Source organism: Agromyces sp. MMS24-K17 (assembly GCF_043950245.1).
In the GTDB taxonomy this organism is placed as follows: domain Bacteria; phylum Actinomycetota; class Actinomycetes; order Actinomycetales; family Microbacteriaceae; genus Agromyces.
Genome location: NZ_CP171640.1, coordinates 3179791 through 3199145 on the forward strand (window position 1 = coordinate 3179791; position 19355 = coordinate 3199145).

Here is a 19355-nt window from a genome sequence, read left to right on the forward strand (position 1 = left end):
AGGCCTTTCGGGGGCAGGGTCTCCGCACAGCGAACATTTAGGTATCGACCAAGCAACAACGGTAACGTATCCCCTCGTGCACGTTCTCTCCGTCAGCTCCCTGAAGGGCGGCGTGGGCAAGACGACCGTCACGCTCGGCATGGCGTCGGCGGCGTTCGCCCGCGGCGTCCGTACCCTCGTCGTCGACCTCGACCCGCAGTCCGACGTCTCCACCGGCATGGACATCCAGGTCGCCGGCCACCTCAACGTGGCCGACGTGCTCGCCTCGCCGAAGGAGCGCATCGTCCGGTCGGCGATCGCCCCCAGCGGGTGGGCGCGCTCCAACCCGCAGTCGACGATCGACGTCATGATCGGCAGCCCAGCCGCGATCAACTTCGACGGTCCGCACCCGTCGATCCGCGACATCTGGAAGCTCGAGGAGGCGCTCGCCAACGTCGAGCACGACTACGAGCTCGTCCTCATCGACTGCGCCCCGTCGCTGAACGCCCTCACGCGCACCGCGTGGGCGGCGAGCGACCGCGTCGCCGTCGTCACCGAGCCGGGCCTGTTCTCGGTCGCCGCCGCCGACCGCGCGCTCCGCGCGATCGAGGAGATCCGCCGCGGCCTCTCCCCCCGGCTCCAGCCGCTCGGCATCATCGTGAACCGCGCCCGCGTGCAGTCGCTCGAGCACCAGTTCCGCATCAAGGAGCTCCGCGACATGTTCGGACCGCTCGTGCTGTCGCCGCAGCTGCCCGAGCGCACCTCGCTGCAGCAGGCGCAGGGCGCGGCGAAGCCGCTCCACATGTGGCCCGGCGAGAGCGCCGAGGAGATGTCGGCGCACTTCGACCAGCTCCTCGAGCGCGTGCTGCGCACGGGTCGCATCGGCGAGTTCGCCAATGCGCCGGCGCCCACCCAGGGCGGGTACGCGGAGATCGAGCCGCACGTCATCTGAGCGGGATCCGCCGGATCTCGCGTCGGCCCGGACGAAGGGCGCGACACGGCGGGTGCGAGCGGATGCCTCGATCCGGGGATCGGCGGGCGTGGATGCCTCGCCTGCGCGGATGCCTCGTCGGCGCGCCGGGCGCGTGCGAAGGCGGTTCGAGCCGGAACTCGGGCCGAACCCGGAGTCAGGAGATCTTGCGCGACCGGGTCGACCGGCGGGCTGCGAGCTCGTCGACCGGGTCGGCCGGCTGCGCGTCGAACTCGACCAGCGTCGACTCGACCTCGCGCAGCACCTTGCCGACGGCGATGCCGAACACGCCCTGGCCGCGGTTCACGAGGTCGATGACCTCGTCGTCGGACGTGCACAGGTAGACGCTCGCCCCGTCGCTCATCAGCGTGGTCTGGGCGAGGTCCTCGACGCCCGCCTCGCGCAGCTGGTCGACGGCGGCGCGGATCTGCTGGAGCGAGATGCCGGTGTCGAGGAGGCGCTTGACGAGCTTCAGGACGAGGATGTCGCGGAATCCGTAGAGGCGCTGGGAGCCGGAACCGGCGGCCCCGCGGACCGTGGGTTCGACCAGCTCGGTGCGGGCCCAGTAGTCGAGTTGGCGGTAGCTGATGCCCGCGGCTCGTGCCGCGATCGCACCGCGATACCCGGTCCCCTCTTCGTGCTCGGGGAGCCCGTCGGTGAAGAGGAGGCCGAGGTCGTAGCGTGTGCGTTCGCTCCGCTCGAGCTCAGTCATCGATCCCGCCCCTCAGTCCAGCGCCGTCGTGGACGCAGGTTCCACGCTACCGACCCCCGGGCCGGCTTCCAAGCACATCGCTCCGAACGTCACGGCGTGTCGCGGGCGGTCACCGCGACGCCCGCCCGAGCGCGAGCCGGAGGGCTTCGCGCTGCAGCGTCTCGAGGTGTCGCGCGAGTTCCAGGGCTCGTTCCGCGGCGCGCGCGCGATCGGCGGCGTCGGGCCGCCGCGAAGGGGCGATCGCCTGCTCGATGAGCGCCGCTTCGCGCTCCGCCGCGATCCGGATGCCCCGGAGGTGCCGGGGTTCGATACCCGCCGCGCGGAGCGCGACGACGGCCCGCATGACCGCCACCGCGTCGTCGCCGTGATGCTCGGCCGGGGCGATCAGCCCCACCGACACCGCCTCGTCGAGGAGGGGACCTGCGGCGCCGGTCTCACGGAGCAGCTCGTCGCGCCGCAGCCGGGTCGGCGCCGGGCGCGACGCGGCGACGGTGGCTCCGGGCAGCGCGGGCGTGCGGCCGGCGTCGATCTCGTCGAGGTGCGCGCGGATCACCTTGAGCGGCAGGTAGTGGTCGCGCTGCATCGCCAGCACGAACTCGATCCGCTCCACGTCGGACTCGGAGAACTTGCGGTATCCCGCGGCGGTGCGCGCCGGGGAGACCAGGCCCTGCTCCTCGAGGAAGCGGAGCTTGGACGGAGTCAGTTCGGGGAACTCGGGCTGGAGTCGCCCGAGCACCTGACCGATGCCGAGCAGCGGCGCCGGTGCCCCGGAGGGACGAGGGGCGGCGGCGCCCGCCACTATCCGCCCGCCGGGGACGCGAGATCGCGTCGCGACGCGTAGAACGTGAGGCGGAACTTGCCGATCTGCACCTCGGCACCGTCGGACAGCAGTGCCGTCTCGATGCGCACCCCGTCGAAGTAGGTGCCGTTCAGCGAACTGAGGTCCTTCACCTCGAAGGCCGTGCGGTGCCGCACGAACTCCGCATGCTTGCGCGAGACCGTGACGTCGTCGAGGAAGATGTCGGCGTCGGGATGGCGCCCGACGGTCGTGACATCCGTGTCGAGCAGGAACCGGGCACCCGTGTTCGGCCCACGACGCACGATCAGCAGCGCCGAACCCGAGGGGAGCGCCGCGATGGCCTCATGCTCCTCGGCCGAGATGTCGCCGTCGACCGCGCTCAGCGCCGCCGCCGCCTCACGGCTGAAGCCGATGGTCGTGTCGTTGGCGCTCGATGCCTCGCTCGAGCCGAACCCGTTCGACTGGTCGCCCGTCGCACCGGTCCCTGCCGCTTCGGTGAAGTCGGAATCCGCCACGGCTCACCTCCCTGCTACAGCGTATCGGATCGCGCGTCCCCCGCCACCCGCGGGACGCGGATGGCACGAGACGTCTCGATGGCGTAGATGATGCCCGCCCACCAGTACAGGAACGCGCCCCACAGCGTGATCGCCCAGCCGACCGGCTCGCTGATCGGCTCGACCGCCGGGAACGCGAGCCCGAGCATGATCACGGGCAGTCCGAAGAACAGCGCGAAGGTGGCCACCTTGCCGAGCTGGTGCACGGGCAGCGGACCGTAGCCGTGGTTCGCGAGCACGATGCCGAGGATCGCGAGGAAGACGTCGCGAGCCACGACGACGATCACGATCCACCACGGCACGAGCCCCCCGGCGGCGAGTCCGACGAGCGCCGCGAAGATGTAGAGGCGATCGGCGGCCGGGTCGAGGAGCTGGCCGAGGCGTGTGACCTGGCCGAGCCTCCGGGCCAGGAAGCCGTCGAGCAGGTCGGTCAGGCTCGCGACGACGAGCACGACCAGCGCCGACACGTAGTCGCGCGCGACGAGCAGCAGCAGGAAGACGGGCACCAGCGCCAGCCGGAGCATGCTGAGCGCGTTCGGGATCGTCCACACCCTGCGGCTGACCTCGCCGCGGTCCGATCCGCCCACGCGACGATCCTACCGAGCCGTAGAATCCCGCCCATGGACCCCCTCCTCGCGTGTCTGATCCTCTGCGCGGCGATCACCGCCGCCACCTGGCTGGCCTCCGTGCTCACCCACGAGTACTCCTGGGTCGACCGCATCTGGTCGATCGCGCCGATCGCCTACGTGTGGATCCTCGCCGCCGGAGGCGGCTTCACGCCCCGGCTCGTGCTCATGGGGCTGCTGGTGACGGCATGGGGCATCCGACTCACCCTCAACTTCGCACGCAAGGGCGGCTACCGGCCCGGCGGCGAGGACTACCGTTGGGCGGTGCTGCGCGCGCGGATGCCCCGCCCCGCCTTCGCGCTCTTCAACCTCGGGTTCATCTCGATCTACCAGAACGCCCTCATCCTCGCGTTCTGCCTGCCGGCGCTGACGGCCTCCGCCGACGACCGTCCGCTCGGCGGGTGGGACCTGCTCCTCGCCGTGCTGTTCCTCGGGTTCCTCGCGGGCGAGACGATCGCCGACCAGCAGCAGTGGACGTTCCACCAGTGGAAGGCCCGGGAGCGCGCCGCCGGACGCACGCCCGATCCGGGGTTCCTCCAGACCGGCCTGTTCCGGGTCTCCCGCCATCCGAACTTCTTCTTCGAACAGGCGCAGTGGTGGGTGTTCTACGGCTTCGCGATCGCCGCGACCGGCGTGTGGCTGCACTGGACGATCGCCGGCGCGGTGCTGCTCACCCTGCTGTTCGTCGGGTCGACGGTCTTCACCGAGTCGATCTCGCGCTCGAGGTACCCGGAGTACGACGAGTACCGCCGCCGCACGTCGGCGCTCGTGCCGTGGTTCCCGGGTCGACGCGACGAACCGGTGGCCGGGCAGTCGCCCGCCTGAGGCCGGGCCGCGCTCAGAGGCGGGAGCGCAGGCCGGGCCACGCCTCCGCGAAGCGCGGGTGCAGCGGGTACCCGGCGACCTCGTCGATCGGGATCCAGCGCAGCTCGATGCTCTCGCGGTCGGCGAGCACCGGCTCGAACCGCTCGAGCGCGTCGGCGACCACGGTGGTGTAGCTCCAGTAGCCGAGGTCGAGCACCTCGCTGAATCGGAACGCGATCGAGCCGCCCGGAACGCCGGCCTCCTCGTTCGCCTCCCGGAGCGCGGCGTCGACCGCCGTCTCGTGCTCGTGGCGGGCGCCGCCCGGCAGCCCCCAGGTGCCCCCGAAGTGGCTCCACTCCGCGCGGTGCTGGAGCAGGACCTCGCCGTCGGGGCTCAGCGCGAGCAGGCCCGCGGCGCCGTAGCGCCCCCAGTACCTCGACCCGTCGGGCCCGTCCACCCAGCCGTCACCGCTCGCACCGCTCACCCCTCCAGCATGACGCACCCGGGCCGCCGGGGACCCCTGCCCCGTCATCGCGCGTAGGCTTTCCGGCATGTCCGACGACGCACCGGCTCGCATCGACGCCTGGCTCTGGGCGGTGCGGCAGTTCAAGACCCGCTCGGCCGCGACCGCGGCGTGCCGCGCCGGCCACGTGCGCGTGAACGGCGAACGGGCCAAGGCGGCGCAGCCCGTCCGGCCCGGCGACGAGGTGCGCGTCCGGGTCGCCGGGTTCGACCGGCAGCTCATCGTGCGGCGCACGATCGTGAAGCGGGTGTCGGCCACGGTCGCCGCGACCGCCGCCGAGGACCGCACCCCGGCCCCGCCGCCGCGGGAGGCGGTGCCCGCCGTGGTCGTGCGCGACCGCGGTGCCGGACGACCGACGAAGCGCGAGCGGCGCGACCTCGAGCGGCTCCGCGGCCGCTGACCCGTGCTCCCGGCGCGCCGGGACCTCCGTCCCACACTCCCCGGCGACGGCGTAGCCTGAGCCGGGTGAAGAAGGAGCTCAGCCACGAACCGGACGCCCGCCGCTACGTGCTGCGGGTGAACGGGCAGATCGCCAGCGTGCTCGACTACCGGGTGCTCGGCGACACCGTCTCGTTCAGCCGCACGTTCACCAACCCGCCGTATCGCGGCGCGGGCCTGGCGGGCGAGGTGGTCGCCTTCGCGGTCGACGACGTCGCGCGGACGACCTCCCTCACGATCGTGCCGAGCTGCTGGTACGTCGGCGAATGGTTCGACCGCCACCCCGAGCACGCGCACCTGCTCGACCCGCGGACGGCCTGAGGTGGTCGCCGGCTACTCGGCGGCGCAGGTGCGGGCGGCCGAAGCGCCGCACCTGGCCGCCGGCGAGCCGCTGATGCTGCGGGCGGCGGCCGCACTGGCCGACGCGATCGCCGGCGAACTCGACCGCATCGGTTCGCCGGGCGGCCCGGTCGTCGCGCTCATCGGGCCGGGCGACAACGGCGGCGACGCGCTGTTCGCGGCGGCGACCCTCGCCCGGGCCGAGGTCGCGATCGTGGCCGTGCCGGCCGGTGAGCGCATCCATCCCGCGGGGTCGGCGGCCGCGGCCGGCGCGGGCGTGCGCATCCTGCCTGCCGACCTCGATGTGCGGGGCGCCGCCGCCCTCGCGAGCGAGGCCGCGCTCGTCGTCGACGGGCTGCTCGGTACCGGCACCAGCCGCGATCCGGCGCTGCGCGGCCGTGCGCGCGAGATCGTGGCGGCGGTCGACGCGGCGATCGCACCGGCCCGCCGAATCCACGGCACGCCGCTCGTGGTGGCCGTCGACCTGCCGAGCGGCATCCACCCCGACGACGGGACCGTACCGGACCCGACGGTGCTGCGGGCCGATCTCACGGTCACGTTCGGCGCCGTGAAGGCCGGCCTGCTGCTCGAGCCGGCCGCGGACTACGCGGGCCGGCTCGAGCTGGTCGACCTCGGGCTCGGGCCCGAGCTGGCGACGATGACGCCGCTCGTCGAGCGGGCCTGACGCGCCGAGCGGTCGCTCAGTACCAGTTCATCGACTGCGAGTGCGACCACGCCGAGCACGGGGTGCCGTAGCCGCGTGCGATGTAGTCGAGGCCCCACGAGATCTGGGTGGCGGCGTTGGTCTGCCAGTCGGCGCCGGCGGTGGCCATCTTGCTGCCGGGCAGCGACTGCGGGATGCCCGTCGCGCCGCTCGAGGCGTTGTAGGCCTGGTAGTTCCAGCCCGACTCCTTCTGCCAGAGCTTGTCGAGGCACTGGAACTGGTCGGATCCCCAACCGTACTTCGACGCGGCCATCGAGGCGGCCGTCGCGCGGGCGCCGTCGCGGGTGTTCGCGGCCGCCAGCGCGGCGGCGGCGGCAGCGGCCTGCTCGGCCTGGGCGCGGTCGTAGGCGTCGGCGGCCTGGAGCGCCTTGTCGGACTCGGCGCGGGTCTGGCGGGTGAGGTCGCGGACCTCGTCGATCGGGAGGGTTCTGGTACTCGCCGAGCGACGCGACGGACGCGGCGAGCCCCGAGGAGTCGACCTTGCCGTCGACCGCGGCGAGCGTGTCGGCGGCGACGGTGAGCGTGTCCTTCGCCTGGCCGATGGCCTTCGCGGCGGCGACCGTCGAGTACGCGGCGAGCTGGTCGGAGTGGAGGCCGGTGGCCTGGGTCACCGCGGCGGTGGCGTCGATGCGCTCCTGCGTCGCGGCGGCGTTCTGGATGGTGAAGCCGGTGCCGACGAGGAGGGCGCCCGCGGCGACCGCGCCGGCGACGACGAGGTTGCGACGGCCGATCCGGCGGCGGCGGATGCCCCGGCGGGTGGTCCCACCGGCGGCGGAGCCTGCGGCAGTGGTGTCGATCTGGCTGGTTTCGGGCTTGGAGGAGCTGGAAAGGCGCATGATGTGATGTGCTCGGAAGGGGGTCGGGGGGCTGGCGCCTCTCCGAGCCGGAGGCACGGGGAGCCATGCTGCCCCGTGAAACTGGACAGATCCTCAGTTCAACCTGTGCAAGTCGTGCAAGCGCATTCCGGCGGCGGGCATACTCGAGGGGTGCCCGACTCCCCTTCCACCGGCGTCCGACCCGACCCGGACGACCGCTGCCCCTGCGGCAGCGGCGACGCGTTCGGCGCCTGCTGCGGGCCCCTCCTCGACGGCGCCGCGGCACCCACCGCCGTGCAGCTGATGCGCTCCAGGTACACCGCGTTCGCCGTCGGCGATGCGGCGTACCTGCTCGCGACGTGGCATCCGTCGACCCGACCCGACGACCTGGACCTCGACCCGGGGCTCGAGTGGCGATCGCTGCACGTGCTCGCCGCCGAGCGCGGCGGGCCGTTCGACGCCGACGGCACCGTCGAGTTCGTCGCCGCATGGCGGGACGCCGACGGCGTGCGGGGGCGCCTCCACGAGGTCAGCCGCTTCGTGCGGGTCGATCGTCGGTGGGCGTACGTCGACGGCGACGTCGACTGACCCGCGGCGCCGCTCGGCGCCCGGCGCCTCGGTCGATTCGGCACCCCGGGTCAAAGGGAATGCAGAGGTTCGCGCCATAGCGTGGAGCGCGTGACCCCGCTCGACGGACTTCCGGCCCCGGCGGTCGGCGACGCCGCCCCCATCCTCACCGACCGCGCCAAGCTCGCGCTCGAGACCCTGGACGGCCAGAGCCTCGCCGAGATCGTCGCCCTGCGCGATGAGGCCGACCGGTTCATGCAGCGGTACAAGTTCGGGATGGACGAGGTCGTCACGAAGGTCTCGATCCTCCGCGAGGAGTTCGCCCGCGACCACGCGTACAACCCGATCGAGCACGTCTCGAGCCGGTTGAAGACCCTCGACGGCGTCATCGACAAGCTCCGGCGCAAGGGCCTCGAGCCCTCCTTCGACACCATCCGCGAGACGATCACCGACATCGCGGGCGTGCGCGTGACGTGCAGCTTCGTCTCGGACGTCCACCGGGTGTTCGACCTGCTCACCCGGCAGGCCGACCTGCGCGTGCTCAAGGTGAAGGACTACATCGCCGAGCCGAAGGCGAACGGGTACCAGAGCCTGCACGTCGTCGTCGAGGTGCCCGTGTTCCTCTCCACGGGCACCCATCACGTGCCCGTCGAGGTGCAGTTCCGCACCATCGCGATGGACTTCTGGGCCAGCCTCGAGCACAAGATCTACTACAAGTACGACCGCCGCGTACCGCAGGAACTCCTCGACGAGCTCACCGACGCCGCGGTGACGGCCGCCGAGCTCGACGCCCGCATGGAGCGGCTGCACCGGGAGATCCGGCACCGGACGCCCGGCGGCGCGACCCGTCGCGTCTGAGCGCCGTCACTCCTCCCAGTTCGCCGCGTTCTTGCGCGACGGCTGCACGCGCGGCGGTTCGCCGGGCATCTTCGGGAAGTCGGGCGGGAACGGCAGCTCGCCGAGGCCGTCGGCGAGGTCGCGTTCCCACCAGCCGAGCAGCGTCTCGATGCGGCCGCGATGGTCGGCCATGCGCGCCCACGCGTCGCCGCGCTCGGCGAGCCGGGCGGGCACGGTGCGCACGGTCAGGTCGCGCGGATCGACCGACTCCACCTCCGACCACTCGATCGGGCACGACACCGACGCCCACGGCAGCGCGCGGGCACTGTACGCCCCGGCCATCGTGCGGTCGCGATTCGCCTGGTTGAAGTCGACGAACACGCGGTCGCCGCGCTCCTCCTTCCACCACGCGGTCGTCACCTGCTCGGGCATCCGCCGCTCGAGTTCGCGGGCCACCGCGATCACGGCGTGCCGCACGTCGAGGAACTCGTGCTCGGGCTCGATCGGCGCGTACACGTGGATGCCCCGATTGCCCGAGGTCTTCACGAACGGGGTGAGGCCGACCTCGACGAGGAGGTCCCGGAGCGCGAGTGCGGCGGGCACGGCCTCGGCGAAGCCGGTGCCCGGCTGCGGGTCGAGGTCGATGCGCAGCTGGTCGGGCAGGTCGGATGCCTCGGCGCGCGACGCCCACGGGTGGAACACGATCGTGTTCATCTGGGCCGCCCACACGGCGGCGGCGGGCTCGTCGATCACGAGCTGCGGGTGCGACCGCCCGCTGGGGTAGGTGACCGTCACGGCGCGGATCCACTCGGGCGCGCCCTTCGGCGGGTTCTTCGAGAAGAACTGCTCCCCGTCGACCCCGCCGGGGAACCGCTGCAGCGACACCGGCCGGTCGCCGTTCGCCGCGACGAACGCGTCGCCGACGGCGATGAGGTACTCCGCGAGGTCGAGCTTGGTGATGCCGGCCTCTGGCCAGAGCACCCGGGTCGGGCTGGAGATCCGCACGGAGCGTTCGCCCTGCGGTCCTGGGACGGTGAGCGTCGCTGCGTCGGCGGCCATGAGCGCGACGCTACCGCATGGGTGCGACGGCGGGCCCGGAACGGCGCGAACGAGGCGCGCCGCCGGTCGTCGGGCCCGCTCCCCCGTCGCGCCCGGCTCCGCCGTCGCGACCCGGGGCCCGCCGGAGCTGCCCGAGCGCGACGCCCGCGACGAGCACGGCGCAGCCGGCGAGTTCGAGGGCGTTCGGCCGCTCGCCGAGCACGAGCCAGGCCGCGCCGAGCCCGATGGGCGGGATGAGCAGGGTGAACGGCGACACGAGCCCGGCCGGATGCCTCGCGAGCAGCGAGTTCCAGATCGAGTAGCCCACGAGGGATGCGAGGCCCGACATGTAGAGCAGGCTCGCGACCGTCTCCCAGCCGATGCTCCCGAGCGCCTCCCCCACGGCCGCCGGCCCATCGAGCGCGAGGCTCGCGAGGAGGACCGGCACGGGCACGAAGACCGCCGACCAGACGACCATGGCGAACCCGTCGGACTGCCGGGCGGCGCGCGACACGACGTTGCCGATGCCCCAGCTGAGGCCCGCCGCGACGCACACGAGCAGGGGCACGAGGGCGGCCGCACCCTCGACGCCGCTCGCCCGCCCGGCGCCGACGATGCCGAGGCCGAGCACGCCGACCGCCGCGCCCGCGAGCTGGGCGATCGTCGGGCGCTCGCGGAGCGCGATCGCGGCGATGAGGATGGTGAAGACCATCTGGCTCTGCAGGATGACCGGAGCGAGTCCCGTCGGCAGGCCGAGGTGCATCGCGGTGAAGAGCAGCCCGAACTGGCCGGCGCTCTGGAAGAGCCCGATCGCGGCGATCACCCGCCACGGCACGTTCGGCCGGCGCACGAACAGCACGAGCGGGAACGCGACGAAGACGAAGCGCAGCGCGACGAGCACGAGCGGCGGGCTGTCGCGGAGACCGAGGTCGATGGCAAGGAAGTTCACGCCCCAGACGACGGCGACGAGGAGGGCGAGGAGCTGGTCACGGCGAGGCACGCTTCCACGATCGCAGCGGAGTCGATGAAGCACCAGCGCCGGATCACGCAGAGTATTCGGTACGATTGCTGCATGATCGATCCCGGTGGGCTCCGCGCCCTCGTCGCCGTCGGGCGAACGGGCTCCGTCGCCGCGGCCTCCGAGCTCCTCGGGTACACGCCCTCGGCCGTCTCCCAGCAGGTGAAGCGCCTCGAGCGCGACCTCGGCGCGCCGCTGCTCGAGCGACGCGGACGCGGCGTGCTCCTCACCGAGCGCGGACGCGCCCTCGCCGCGGAGGGACGCTCGGTGCTCGACGGCCTCGAACGCCTCGAGTCGCTCGCCGTCGCCGACGACCGTGCCGTGCCGCTCCGGATCGCGTCGTTCTCGACCGCGACCCGCGGCCTCGTCGCGGGCGTGCTCGGCGACCTCGCGGGCGGCGACCGCGCCACCGCGTCCACCGTGACCAGCGTCGACCCGTTCGACGCGATGGCGATGGTCGACGACGGGCGGGCCGACCTCGCCGTGGTCCACGACTGGAACTCGGTGCCGCTCGCCGCGCCGGCCGGCGTCGCCGTCGAGCACCTGTGCTGGGACGAGGCCGACGTCGTGCTCGCGGCGGGGCATCCGCTCGCCGCGACCGACGAGCTCGACCGCCACGCGCTCGTCGGCGAGGCGTGGGCGAGCACGCCGCGGGGGGCGATCTGCCACGAGGCGCTCCAACGCATCTTCAGCGACCTCGGCACCGTGCCGCGCATCGTCGCCGAGGACCCGGACTTCGCGTCCCTCGTGGTACTCGCCCGCACCGGGGTCGCCATCGCCCTCGTCCCCCGCCTCGGACGAGCGCCCCTGCCCGACGGCGCGGTCGCCCGCCCGCTCGCCGACCACAGCCAGGTCCGGCAGGTGCGCGTCGCCTACCGCAGTTCGCGCGCCGACCGGCCGGCGCTCCGCCGCGCGGTCGAGCTCCTGCAGGCGGCCGGTGCCGCGGCGACGACGGGGGCGGCGGCACCCGACCGGTGACTCAGCGAGCGGTCGGCGCGGGCGACGCGGCTGCGGCGGGGGCCGTGGCGACGGACACCGCCGGCCGCACGGGCTGCAGCCGGAAGAGGCGAACGGTCCGCCCGGAACGGCGCTCGTAGTTCCGGTAGCCGGGCCACTGGGCCTCGATCCGCGCCCATGCGGCGTCGCGCTCGTCGTCGCCGAGGAGCGTCGCGCAGACCGGCATCCGCCGACCGCGGACCGTGATCGCCGCGTCGGGATGCACGAGCAGGTTGTACGTCCAGCCCGGATGCCGCTCGCGGGCGAAGCTCGTACCCGCGACGACCGCCCGGCCGGCGCCGTCCGGCGTGTACATGAGCTCCGTGTCGCGCGGCTCGCCGCTGCGCGCACCGGTCGTGTGCAGCACGAGCGACGGCACCAGGAGGCCGCTGAGCTGGGCCCTCCCGCCCGACAACCGGGTCACGATGCGCTCGAGCACGGGCAGCACGGTCGGGGCGACGGCGCGGAACAGCCGGGTGCGCGTCAGCGGCGCGACGACCCGGCGGACGAGGTCTTGGACGGTGGGCACACGCGTATTCTGCACGAGGGCGGGCGCCGTTGCGGGTCATCCGTCGCGGGGCTCGCCGCCCGACCCGGCCGCGGCGGCCGCGGTGCCGCCCGCCTTGCCCGCCGCCTTCGCCTCCTCGGCCTCGAACGCCTCGCGCGCCGCCTGCACGTCGGCGCCCGCCTCGCGGGCGCGCCGCTCGGCCTGGCGCACCCGGCGCAGCGCCAGCGAACGCGCGCCGTGGCGCTCCGCGATGCGGTCCTCCGACTCCCGCAGCCCGGTGATGATGTACGAGCCGGCGATGAGGATCACCTGCGCCGAGAGGTTCAGCCAGAGCAGCAGGGCGATCAGCGAGGCGAACGACGCGAGCAGCGGGTTGCTCGACGCGCCGCCGACGAAGAGGCCGGAGAGCACCTGGAGGACCGTGAGCGCGAATCCCCCGAGCAGGGCTCCGCTCCACAGGTCCCGGGCGCGCGGGCGCAGCCCGGAGAGGGTCAGGAACAGCCCCGCCACCACGACGGCGTCGATCACGAACGTCACGAGGATCGGCAGGCTCGCCGTCGCCAGCTTCGCGAACGGGTCGCGCGACCCGATGCCGAGCCAGTCGAAGAGGGTGCCGGCGAGGGTCGTGCCGAACGTGGTGAGCACGGCGCCGGCGGCGAGCAGCACGCCGAACGAGATCGCGATGGCGAGGTCGCCGAGGATGCGCCAGAGGAAGAAGCCCGGCTGGTCGATCCGGTCGGCGATGGTGAGGAACGCCGCCCGCACCGAGCCGATCGCACCGATCGCCGTGCCCACGAGGCCGACGGCCGCGATGATCCCCGCGATCGTGAAGCTCACGGGTTGCACGAGGTCGCCGGGGGCGACCAGGCCGTCCTCGCCCACGAGGCCCGGGATCGCGGCATCGACCGAGGCGACCAGGGCGTCCATCGCATCGGGGTTGCCGGCCAGCCAGAGGCCGGCGACCGAGAACCCGAGGAACACGCCGGCGAAGACGCTGAACAGGGTGCGATAGGTGACGCTGTCGGACAGCATCGGCCCGCGGTGCTCGACGTAGAGGAAGAACGCACGGGTGGGCTTGAGGCTCAGCCCCCACTCCACGAGGCGGCGGATCCGGGCCATGAAGCCGCGATCTCCTGCAGGGCGTTCCATGCCCCCACGCTAGCCGTGCTCCCCGCCGGAAGGCCGTCGGCTTGACGCGCGGTGGCGGCACCGGTTATGCGACGAGGCGCCCGGACCGAACGGTCCGGGCGCCTCGTGCGGCTGCGGAGGTCGGCTCCGCCGGGGTCGGGTCAGTACCAGCCCTTGGCGCTGAACGAGTCCCACGCACCGCAGGGCGTGCCGTAGCGGCCCGAGATGTAGCCGAGGCCCCACTTGATCTGGGTCGCGGGGTTGCTCTGCCAGTCGTCGCCGTAGACGGCCATCTTGCTGCCGGGCAGGGCCTGCGGGATGCCGTAGGCGCCGCTCGAGCGGTTCTCGGCGTAGACGTTCCAGCCGGACTCGTGCGACCACAGGCTCACGAGGCATCCGAACTGGTCGTCGCCCCAGCCGTACATCGACAGCATGAGGTCGCGGGCGATCGCCTGCGCCTCCGACGGGTTCGACGGGGCGGACGGGCGGGAGGCGGCCGACGGCTGCTTCGCGGCGGCCTGCTCGACCGCAGCCTGCGCAGCGGCCTGGGCGGCGGCGGCGGCTGCGGCGGCCTGCTCGGCGGCGACGCGATCGAACTCGGCGACCTGGCCCTTCACGGCCTCGGTCTGCTCGCCCGTGGCCTTCGCGAGGGCGAAGACCCGCGCCGGCGACAGGCGCACGTAGTCGTCGAGGTTCGCGACCGTCGCGGCGAGGCCGCTCGCGTCGACCTTGCCCTGCGCGGCGGTGAGGGTGTCGTTGGCGCCGGAGAGCGCGAGCTTCGCCGCACGCGCGGCCTGGGCGTCGAGGACGGCCGAGTGCGCGACCGCCTGGGTCGTGTCGGCGTTCGCCGCCGTCCGGAGCGCGTCCGTCTCGGCGACGCGGTCCTGCTCCGCGGCGAGCGCGGACTGGAGGACGAAGCCGGACCCGGTCACGGCGCCGAGGGCGACGACGGCGGTCGCCGCGAAGAGGAAGCCGCGGCGGTGGCGGCGATCCCGTCGGGAGCGGGTGACGTCGCCGCGGGTGGGCTGGACGTCGACGGCGTGGGTGGTGCTGGGAAGTTCAGGGTTCTGGTTCTGCATGTCAATCCGTGCGCGCGCAGGGGTGCTGTCCACAGCGCGGGCGGGTCTCGTTCCACTTCGGTACAGGGGGCTCGCCGAGGCGAAGTCGCCAGTCTGCACAGGGGTTCTGGACGGGTCCTCACCTTTCCCTGAGAATCCCGTGCACGCCGATGACGCGGCACGCCAGGCCTGATAAAGGAGAATTCGGCCGATCAGCGGTAAGATCGGCCGCGGATGCCCCGACCGCCGCGTGCTCGGCGGGCCGTCAGTCGCGGTCGCGCCCGGGGTCACGGGAGTCCGCACCGGGGTCGCCGGAGACCTCGTCGGCGCCCTCCTCCAGCCCCTCGCCGCGGAGTTCCATGCTGATCTGGTCGGCGTCGAGCACGTCGAGCGCACCGGCGAGGGCGGCGGAGCTGTAGAGCCCGTCGTCGCGGGCGTCCAGGAGCGCCGCGCGCTGCGCGGCGACGATCTCCAGCCGCGCGCGCCGCGCCCACTCGCGGCGCTCGGCGCCGATGCCGGCGGGTTCCCCGTCGCCCTGCTCACGCAGGCGCGCGACGACCCGCTCGGCGACCTCGTGCAGCAGGCGATCGAGTTCGGCGCGCTCCGCCGCGGCGGCCGCGGGGTCGGCGAGCGCGGGCTTCGCGATCCGGACCACCCAGCCGAGCGTGCCGCCCTGCACGAGCAGGGAGATCGCGGCGACGAAGAAGGCGGTGAGCACCAGCACCGAGCGACCCGGGGTGTCGCTCGGCAACGTCTGGGCGGCGGCGAGCGTGATCGCGCCGCGCATGCCGGCCCAGACGATGACGACGCCCTCGCGCCAGCCGAGGGGCACGGCGAGGAAGTAATCGATGTCGGCGACCTTGCGGCGCAGCCGCCGCCGGAAGCGACCGAGCCGCTCGGGATCGCGTGCGGCGAGCCGGGCCGCCGCTACCGACGCGTTCGGGGCCGAGGCGTCGCGGGCCGGCTGCCCGGTCCGCTTGGATCCCGTCCACGATGCGGCGGCCGCGGTGGATCCCGTCGCCGTCGACTCGGCCTCCTCGACGGCGTGCTCGGCACGGGCGTCGAGCTCCGAGGCATCCAGTCGTCGCTGCACCTCGGTGAGGCGCGGCCGGAGGGCGGCGGCCCGCCGGGCCTGCCGCCCGTTCCACCAGATGGTCACGGCGACGTACCCTGCGCGGACCACGAGGGCGGCGACCAGCGCGACGATGGCGATCAGCACGGCGATGCCGATGTCGATGCCGTATTGGCTCTTCGAGAGGTCGTCGATGAGGGTCGAGAACTCGAGCCCCATGATGAGGAAGATCGCGCCCTCGAGGATCAGCTCGATGGCGCGCCAGTTCTGCGCGTCGGAGATGCGGTGCTGCGGGGAGAGCGCCCGGATGGCGCCGCGACCGGTGACGAGCCCGGCCACCACGGCGGCGACGAGGCCGGATGCCCCGAGCGCGTCGGCCGGCAGCGACGCGATGAACGGCACGGTGAACGAGATCACGGTGTTGACCGTGGCGTCGTGCACCCGGCTGCGGACCCACAGGTTCGCCTTGCCGACGACGTACCCGAGCACGACCGCGACGCCGACCGCGAAGAGGAAGTCGCCGAGGACGTCCCAGAAGGTCACCGACACGGCGGTCGCGGCGATCGCCGAGCGGAGGGCGACGAGGGCGGTCGCGTCGTTCAGCAGGCTCTCGCCCTCGAGCACCGTCACGATCCGCGGCGAGACGCCGACCCGCTTCACGATCGACGTCGCGACCGCATCGGTCGGGCTCACGATCGCCCCGAGCGCGATGCCGAGCGGCAGGCCGATCCCCGGGATCACGAGGGCGAACAGGATGCCGATGAGGATGGAGCTGACGACCACGAGCCCGATCGACAGGGCGCTCACCGCCCCGAACTCGCGCCGGAACTCCATCGCCGGCATCGAGACCGCCGCCGCGTACAGGAGCGGCGGCACCACGCCCGCGAGGATCCACTCGGGTTCGACGGTGAAATCGGGCACGAACGGGAGGAAGCTGACCCCGATGCCGACGACGACGAGCAGGAGCGGCGAAGCCACCCGGAGGCGCGGCGCGATGGTCGCGGCGGCGGCGATGCCGAGCAGGCCGAGCACGACGACGACGAGGACTTCCACCCGGTGCCACTCCCCTCGCGATCGCGTGTCTGCCAGTCTGTCGCACCGCCCGGGCGCGGCGCGACCGCCGCGGAACAGAATCGCGGGCCCGAACGTTCTTTCCACTGACGATCCACGAGAAGGAGGAATCGTGACGAAGGACTACCGCTCGACCCCCGAGGCCGTCGCGGGGCTCACGCCGCTCCAGCGCAAGGTCACGCAGGACGACGCGACCGAGCCGGCGTTCCGGAACGAGTACTGGAACCACAAGGAGCCCGGCATCTACGTCGACGTCGTCTCCGGGCAGCCGCTGTTCGCGTCGACCGACAAGTACGACAGCCGCTCGGGCTGGCCGAGCTTCACCCGGCCCATCGACGAGCGCTCCGTGACGGAGAAGGTCGACCGCTCGCTGTTCATGAAGCGGGTCGAGGTACGGTCGGCGGGAGCCGACAGCCACCTCGGCCACGTGTTCGACGACGGCCCGGTCGCCGACGGCGGCCTGCGCTACTGCATCAACTCCGCCGCGCTGCGGTTCGTGCCCGCAGGCGACCTCGTCGAGCAGGGCTACGGCGAGTACGCACGGCTCTTCGAGACATCCGAGTCCCCGAAGGAGGACTGAACGACATGACCGACTCCACCGACACCGGCGCCGTCACCCGCGTCCCCGGCACCGAGACGGCCGTCCTGGCCGGCGGCTGCTTCTGGGGCATGGAGGACCTGATCCGCAAGCAGCCCGGCGTGGTCGACACCCGCGTCGGCTACACCGGCGGCTCGAACGACCACGCGACCTACCGGAACCACCCGGGCCACGCCGAGGCCGTCGAGATCGTCTACGACCCGGCGAAGACGAGCTACCGGGACGTCCTGGAGTTCTTCTTCCAGATCCACGACCCGTCGACGCTGAACCGCCAGGGCAACGACATCGGCACGAGCTACCGCTCGGCGATCTTCCCGCTCTCCCCCGAGCAGGCGGAGGTCGCGCGCGACACCATCGCCGACGTCGACGCGTCGGGCCTGTGGCCCGGTGACGCGGTCACCACCATCGAGCCGGCCGGCCCGTTCTGGGAGGCCGAGCCAGAGCACCAGGACTACCTCGAGCGCATCCCGTGGGGCTATACCTGCCACTTCGTGCGGCCTGGGTGGAAGCTCCCGAAGCGCGAGCAGACGGAGGCCTGATCGAGACGGATGCCCCGTGCAGCACGCCTGCACGGGGCATCCGTGCGTCCGGGGCATGCGGCGAGCGCGATCGCGCCCGGCTCGCTCAGCCGTCGCGCGGCCGGAAGTCGGGGTAGCCGCGGAACGGCGCCGGCCCGTGGCTGCGCACGTAGCGCGCGTGCACCTCGCGGCACGCGGCGCGCAGGTTGGTGAAGTACCCGATGAGCTCCCCCGCCGCGTCGTCGGCGCGGTAGCCGACCTCGTCGTCGCGGCGCAGGATGACGACGACGCCGTAGCAGCGGTCGTACTGGTCGCGCAGCTCCCAGCGACCGGCGGTCGGCTCGCGCGCGGCGAGGATCGGATGCCACGTCACCATGTACTCGAACATACCTTCGAATCGAGTGCCGGGCGAAGCGGGCCGGACGTCCGGCCCGCCGCCGCACGCGACGTACGGTGGAGGGATGAGCGACCTCATCGCGGACTTCAAAACCGCGTTCCGCATCCACCCGGCGGGTCTCGCGCTCGTCACCGCCGCCACGGCGACCGGGCCGGTGGGACTCACCGCCTCGAGCGTGGCCTCGGTGGCACTCGACCCGACCTCGCTGGTGTTCTCCGTGACGCGGGCGACGGGCACCGCGGGCGCGCTGCTCGGCGCGCATTCCCTGGTGGTGCACTTCCTCGGGGCGCAGCACGAGGACCTCGCCCGTCACTTCGCGACCTCGGGCGGACCGCGGTTCACGTCCGACCAGCCGTGGGAGCGGCTGCCGACCGGCGAGCCGTTCCTGCCCGACGCCCGGGCGGCGCTGCGGGCCGTGCCGACGCACCTGCTGCCCGTCGGCAGCTCGACGCTCGTGGTCGCGGAGGTCGTCGAGGTGCACCTCGGTCCCCCGTCGCCGGCGCTCATCTGGCACGACCTGCGGTACCACGCGCTCGGCGCGGAGGAGGAGCCGGCGGGCGCCTGAGCCGTCACGCGTCGACGCTGCGCGCCCGGCCGCGCCCGGCCGCGACATGCTCAGTCGGCGAGCGCGGCCGCGACCCGTTCGCGGAGGTCGGGGACGAGTTCCGCCTCGAACCAGGGGTTCCGCTGGTGCCAGCCGACGTTGAGCGGTGACGGGTGCACGATCGGCACGAGGTCGGGACCGTACTCCCGCCAGGCGCGCACGGTGTCGGTCAGGGAGCCCTTCCGCCGGTCACCGAGGTGGAAGCGCTGCGCGTAGGCACCCACCAGCACGGTGAGGCGGGGGCGCATCAGGCCGAGGATGCGCGGATGCCACGCCTCGGCGACGCCCGGGCGCGGGGGCAGGTCGCCGGAGGCGCCCTTGCCCGGGTAGTAGAAGTCCATCGGGACGATCGCGAACGCGGCCGCGTCGTCGAACGTGGCGCGGTCGACGCCGAGCCAGCGCAGCAGCCGGTCGCCGCTGGCGTCGTGGAACGGGATGCCGCTCTCCTGCGCCTTCCGGCCGGGGGCCTGGCTGAGGATCGCGACGCGGGAGTCGGGCGACCCGGCGAACAGGGGCCGCCAGCCGCGCGCGGTGTACTCGGCGTTCGCCGGATCGGCGGCTATGGCGTCACGGAGTCCGTCGAACGGGTCGCCCGGCACGAGGCCGGAGTCCGTCTGGAGGCCGGAGCCCGTCGCGTGCCCGGCGGCGGTCGACGGACCCAT

General features: G+C 73.3%; 26 protein-coding genes. 12 read left to right on the plus strand and 14 right to left on the minus strand.

The window, feature by feature from the left end; translation table 11 throughout:
• Positions 1-76: 76 nt before the first annotated feature.
• Complete coding sequence (locus ACGGZK_RS14525) at positions 77-931, plus strand: ParA family protein (protein WP_395243342.1); 855 nt, start codon at positions 77-79, stop codon at positions 929-931.
• A gap of 175 nt (positions 932-1106) precedes the next feature.
• Here the strand turns inward: ACGGZK_RS14525 and ACGGZK_RS14530 are convergent, their stop codons facing one another.
• From ACGGZK_RS14530 to ACGGZK_RS14545, 4 genes are all read right to left on the minus strand, one after another.
• A complete protein-coding gene (locus ACGGZK_RS14530; protein ID WP_395243343.1) occupies positions 1107-1661 on the minus strand; it encodes a MerR family transcriptional regulator in 555 nt (184 codons plus the stop codon).
• 109 nt (positions 1662-1770) lie between these two features.
• Positions 1771-2460 (minus strand): MerR family transcriptional regulator, encoded by a 690-nt coding sequence (locus ACGGZK_RS14535; protein WP_395243344.1) that lies wholly within the window; start codon positions 2458-2460, stop codon positions 1771-1773.
• Complete coding sequence (locus ACGGZK_RS14540) at positions 2460-2873, minus strand: FHA domain-containing protein (protein WP_395246095.1); 414 nt, start codon at positions 2871-2873, stop codon at positions 2460-2462. Before ACGGZK_RS14540 ends, ACGGZK_RS14535 begins: the two co-directional genes overlap by 1 nt.
• A 116-nt stretch (positions 2874-2989) precedes the next feature.
• Positions 2990-3601 carry a CDP-alcohol phosphatidyltransferase family protein gene (locus ACGGZK_RS14545; RefSeq protein WP_395243345.1) on the minus strand — a complete coding sequence of 204 codons (612 nt, stop codon included), beginning with the start codon at positions 3599-3601 and terminating at the stop codon, positions 2990-2992.
• A 33-nt stretch (positions 3602-3634) separates the two neighbouring features.
• Here ACGGZK_RS14545 and ACGGZK_RS14550 point away from each other — a divergent pair, with 33 nt between their 5' ends.
• Positions 3635-4465 (plus strand): DUF1295 domain-containing protein, encoded by an 831-nt coding sequence (locus ACGGZK_RS14550; protein ID WP_395243346.1) that lies wholly within the window; start codon positions 3635-3637, stop codon positions 4463-4465.
• A 13-nt stretch (positions 4466-4478) separates the two neighbouring features.
• Here the strand turns inward: ACGGZK_RS14550 and ACGGZK_RS14555 are convergent, their stop codons facing one another.
• Entirely contained in the window at positions 4479-4928 is a 450-nt protein-coding gene (locus ACGGZK_RS14555) for an NUDIX domain-containing protein (protein WP_395243347.1), read from the minus strand.
• A 67-nt stretch (positions 4929-4995) separates the two neighbouring features.
• Here ACGGZK_RS14555 and ACGGZK_RS14560 point away from each other — a divergent pair, with 67 nt between their 5' ends.
• From ACGGZK_RS14560 to ACGGZK_RS14570, 3 genes are all read left to right on the plus strand, one after another.
• A complete protein-coding gene (locus ACGGZK_RS14560; RefSeq protein WP_395243348.1) occupies positions 4996-5367 on the plus strand; it encodes an RNA-binding S4 domain-containing protein in 372 nt (123 codons plus the stop codon).
• 65 nt (positions 5368-5432) lie between these two features.
• Complete coding sequence (locus tag ACGGZK_RS14565) at positions 5433-5726, plus strand: GNAT family N-acetyltransferase (protein ID WP_395243349.1); 294 nt, start codon at positions 5433-5435, stop codon at positions 5724-5726.
• 1 nt (position 5727) lies between these two features.
• The gene (locus ACGGZK_RS14570) at positions 5728-6429 is read left to right on the plus strand and encodes an NAD(P)H-hydrate epimerase (protein WP_395243350.1); all 702 of its coding nucleotides are present in this window, start codon (positions 5728-5730) and stop codon (positions 6427-6429) included.
• Between the two features lie 16 nt (positions 6430-6445).
• Here the strand turns inward: ACGGZK_RS14570 and ACGGZK_RS14575 are convergent, their stop codons facing one another.
• Complete coding sequence (locus ACGGZK_RS14575; protein ID WP_395243351.1) at positions 6446-6721, minus strand: hypothetical protein; 276 nt, start codon at positions 6719-6721, stop codon at positions 6446-6448.
• Positions 6722-6948: 227 nt separating this feature from the next.
• Between ACGGZK_RS14575 and ACGGZK_RS14580 the strand changes: the two genes are divergently transcribed.
• The 3 genes from ACGGZK_RS14580 to ACGGZK_RS14590 all read left to right on the plus strand — a co-directional run bounded on the left by ACGGZK_RS14580 (position 6949) and on the right by ACGGZK_RS14590 (position 8708).
• The gene (locus tag ACGGZK_RS14580; RefSeq protein WP_395243352.1) at positions 6949-7311 is read left to right on the plus strand and encodes a hypothetical protein; all 363 of its coding nucleotides are present in this window, start codon (positions 6949-6951) and stop codon (positions 7309-7311) included.
• A gap of 143 nt (positions 7312-7454) precedes the next feature.
• Complete coding sequence (locus tag ACGGZK_RS14585; RefSeq protein WP_395243353.1) at positions 7455-7871, plus strand: YchJ family protein; 417 nt, start codon at positions 7455-7457, stop codon at positions 7869-7871.
• Positions 7872-8105: 234 nt separating this feature from the next.
• Positions 8106-8708 (plus strand): GTP pyrophosphokinase family protein, encoded by a 603-nt coding sequence (locus ACGGZK_RS14590; RefSeq protein WP_395246096.1) that lies wholly within the window; start codon positions 8106-8108, stop codon positions 8706-8708.
• A 6-nt stretch (positions 8709-8714) separates the two neighbouring features.
• Here ACGGZK_RS14590 and ligD read toward each other — a convergent pair whose 3' ends face one another.
• Both ligD and ACGGZK_RS14600 read right to left on the minus strand, forming a co-directional pair.
• On the minus strand, positions 8715-9746 hold the full coding sequence (ligD, locus tag ACGGZK_RS14595; protein WP_395243354.1) for a non-homologous end-joining DNA ligase: 1032 nt from the start codon (positions 9744-9746) through the stop codon (positions 8715-8717).
• 10 nt (positions 9747-9756) lie between these two features.
• A complete protein-coding gene (locus tag ACGGZK_RS14600; RefSeq protein WP_395243355.1) occupies positions 9757-10725 on the minus strand; it encodes an EamA family transporter in 969 nt (322 codons plus the stop codon).
• A gap of 72 nt (positions 10726-10797) precedes the next feature.
• On the opposite strand from ACGGZK_RS14600, the gene ACGGZK_RS14605 reads away from it, so the two are divergent.
• Positions 10798-11721, plus strand: coding sequence for a LysR family transcriptional regulator (locus ACGGZK_RS14605; protein WP_395243356.1), 924 nt, complete (start codon positions 10798-10800; stop codon positions 11719-11721).
• Position 11722: 1 nt separating this feature from the next.
• On the opposite strand, the gene ACGGZK_RS14610 is transcribed toward ACGGZK_RS14605, so the two are convergent.
• The 4 genes from ACGGZK_RS14610 to ACGGZK_RS14625 all read right to left on the minus strand — a co-directional run bounded on the left by ACGGZK_RS14610 (position 11723) and on the right by ACGGZK_RS14625 (position 16558).
• A complete protein-coding gene (locus ACGGZK_RS14610) occupies positions 11723-12268 on the minus strand; it encodes a nitroreductase family deazaflavin-dependent oxidoreductase (RefSeq protein ID WP_395243357.1) in 546 nt (181 codons plus the stop codon).
• Between the two features lie 36 nt (positions 12269-12304).
• Complete coding sequence (locus ACGGZK_RS14615; protein ID WP_395243358.1) at positions 12305-13396, minus strand: YihY/virulence factor BrkB family protein; 1092 nt, start codon at positions 13394-13396, stop codon at positions 12305-12307.
• 140 nt (positions 13397-13536) lie between these two features.
• Complete coding sequence (locus tag ACGGZK_RS14620) at positions 13537-14454, minus strand: lytic transglycosylase domain-containing protein (RefSeq protein WP_395243359.1); 918 nt, start codon at positions 14452-14454, stop codon at positions 13537-13539.
• A gap of 244 nt (positions 14455-14698) precedes the next feature.
• Complete coding sequence (locus ACGGZK_RS14625; RefSeq protein ID WP_395243360.1) at positions 14699-16558, minus strand: cation:proton antiporter; 1860 nt, start codon at positions 16556-16558, stop codon at positions 14699-14701.
• Positions 16559-16688: 130 nt separating this feature from the next.
• Between ACGGZK_RS14625 and msrB the strand changes: the two genes are divergently transcribed.
• Together msrB and msrA are read left to right on the plus strand one after the other, a co-directional pair.
• Complete coding sequence (gene msrB / locus ACGGZK_RS14630; protein WP_395243361.1) at positions 16689-17156, plus strand: peptide-methionine (R)-S-oxide reductase MsrB; 468 nt, start codon at positions 16689-16691, stop codon at positions 17154-17156.
• Between the two features lie 5 nt (positions 17157-17161).
• Complete coding sequence (gene msrA, locus ACGGZK_RS14635) at positions 17162-17713, plus strand: peptide-methionine (S)-S-oxide reductase MsrA (protein ID WP_395243362.1); 552 nt, start codon at positions 17162-17164, stop codon at positions 17711-17713.
• An 85-nt stretch (positions 17714-17798) separates the two neighbouring features.
• Here msrA and ACGGZK_RS14640 read toward each other — a convergent pair whose 3' ends face one another.
• Complete coding sequence (locus ACGGZK_RS14640; RefSeq protein ID WP_395243363.1) at positions 17799-18080, minus strand: hypothetical protein; 282 nt, start codon at positions 18078-18080, stop codon at positions 17799-17801.
• A gap of 73 nt (positions 18081-18153) precedes the next feature.
• On the opposite strand from ACGGZK_RS14640, the gene ACGGZK_RS14645 reads away from it, so the two are divergent.
• Positions 18154-18654: a flavin reductase family protein gene (locus tag ACGGZK_RS14645; protein WP_395243364.1), complete on the plus strand. Its 501-nt coding sequence runs from the start codon at positions 18154-18156 to the stop codon at positions 18652-18654.
• A 50-nt stretch (positions 18655-18704) separates the two neighbouring features.
• On the opposite strand, the gene ACGGZK_RS14650 is transcribed toward ACGGZK_RS14645, so the two are convergent.
• Positions 18705-19355 (minus strand): uracil-DNA glycosylase family protein, encoded by a 651-nt coding sequence (locus tag ACGGZK_RS14650; RefSeq protein ID WP_395243365.1) that lies wholly within the window; start codon positions 19353-19355, stop codon positions 18705-18707.

Coding starts and splice junctions, on each gene's coding strand:
- ligD (WP_395243354.1), bottom strand. CDS start 9,746: ATGGCCGCCGACGCAGCGACGCTCACCGTCCCAGGACCGCAGGGCGAA.
- ACGGZK_RS14620 (WP_395243359.1), bottom strand. CDS start 14,454: ATGCAGAACCAGAACCCTGAACTTCCCAGCACCACCCACGCCGTCGAC.
- ACGGZK_RS14550 (WP_395243346.1), top strand. CDS start 3,635: ATGGACCCCCTCCTCGCGTGTCTGATCCTCTGCGCGGCGATCACCGCC.
- ACGGZK_RS14560 (WP_395243348.1), top strand. CDS start 4,996: ATGTCCGACGACGCACCGGCTCGCATCGACGCCTGGCTCTGGGCGGTG.
- ACGGZK_RS14530 (WP_395243343.1), bottom strand. CDS start 1,661: ATGACTGAGCTCGAGCGGAGCGAACGCACACGCTACGACCTCGGCCTC.
- ACGGZK_RS14605 (WP_395243356.1), top strand. CDS start 10,798: ATGATCGATCCCGGTGGGCTCCGCGCCCTCGTCGCCGTCGGGCGAACG.
- ACGGZK_RS14650 (WP_395243365.1), bottom strand. CDS start 19,355: ATGGGTCCGTCGACCGCCGCCGGGCACGCGACGGGCTCCGGCCTCCAG.
- ACGGZK_RS14575 (WP_395243351.1), bottom strand. CDS start 6,721: ATGGCCGCGTCGAAGTACGGTTGGGGATCCGACCAGTTCCAGTGCCTC.
- ACGGZK_RS14590 (WP_395246096.1), top strand. CDS start 8,106: ATGCAGCGGTACAAGTTCGGGATGGACGAGGTCGTCACGAAGGTCTCG.
- ACGGZK_RS14640 (WP_395243363.1), bottom strand. CDS start 18,080: ATGTTCGAGTACATGGTGACGTGGCATCCGATCCTCGCCGCGCGCGAG.
- ACGGZK_RS14645 (WP_395243364.1), top strand. CDS start 18,154: ATGAGCGACCTCATCGCGGACTTCAAAACCGCGTTCCGCATCCACCCG.
- msrA (WP_395243362.1), top strand. CDS start 17,162: ATGACCGACTCCACCGACACCGGCGCCGTCACCCGCGTCCCCGGCACC.
- ACGGZK_RS14615 (WP_395243358.1), bottom strand. CDS start 13,396: ATGGAACGCCCTGCAGGAGATCGCGGCTTCATGGCCCGGATCCGCCGC.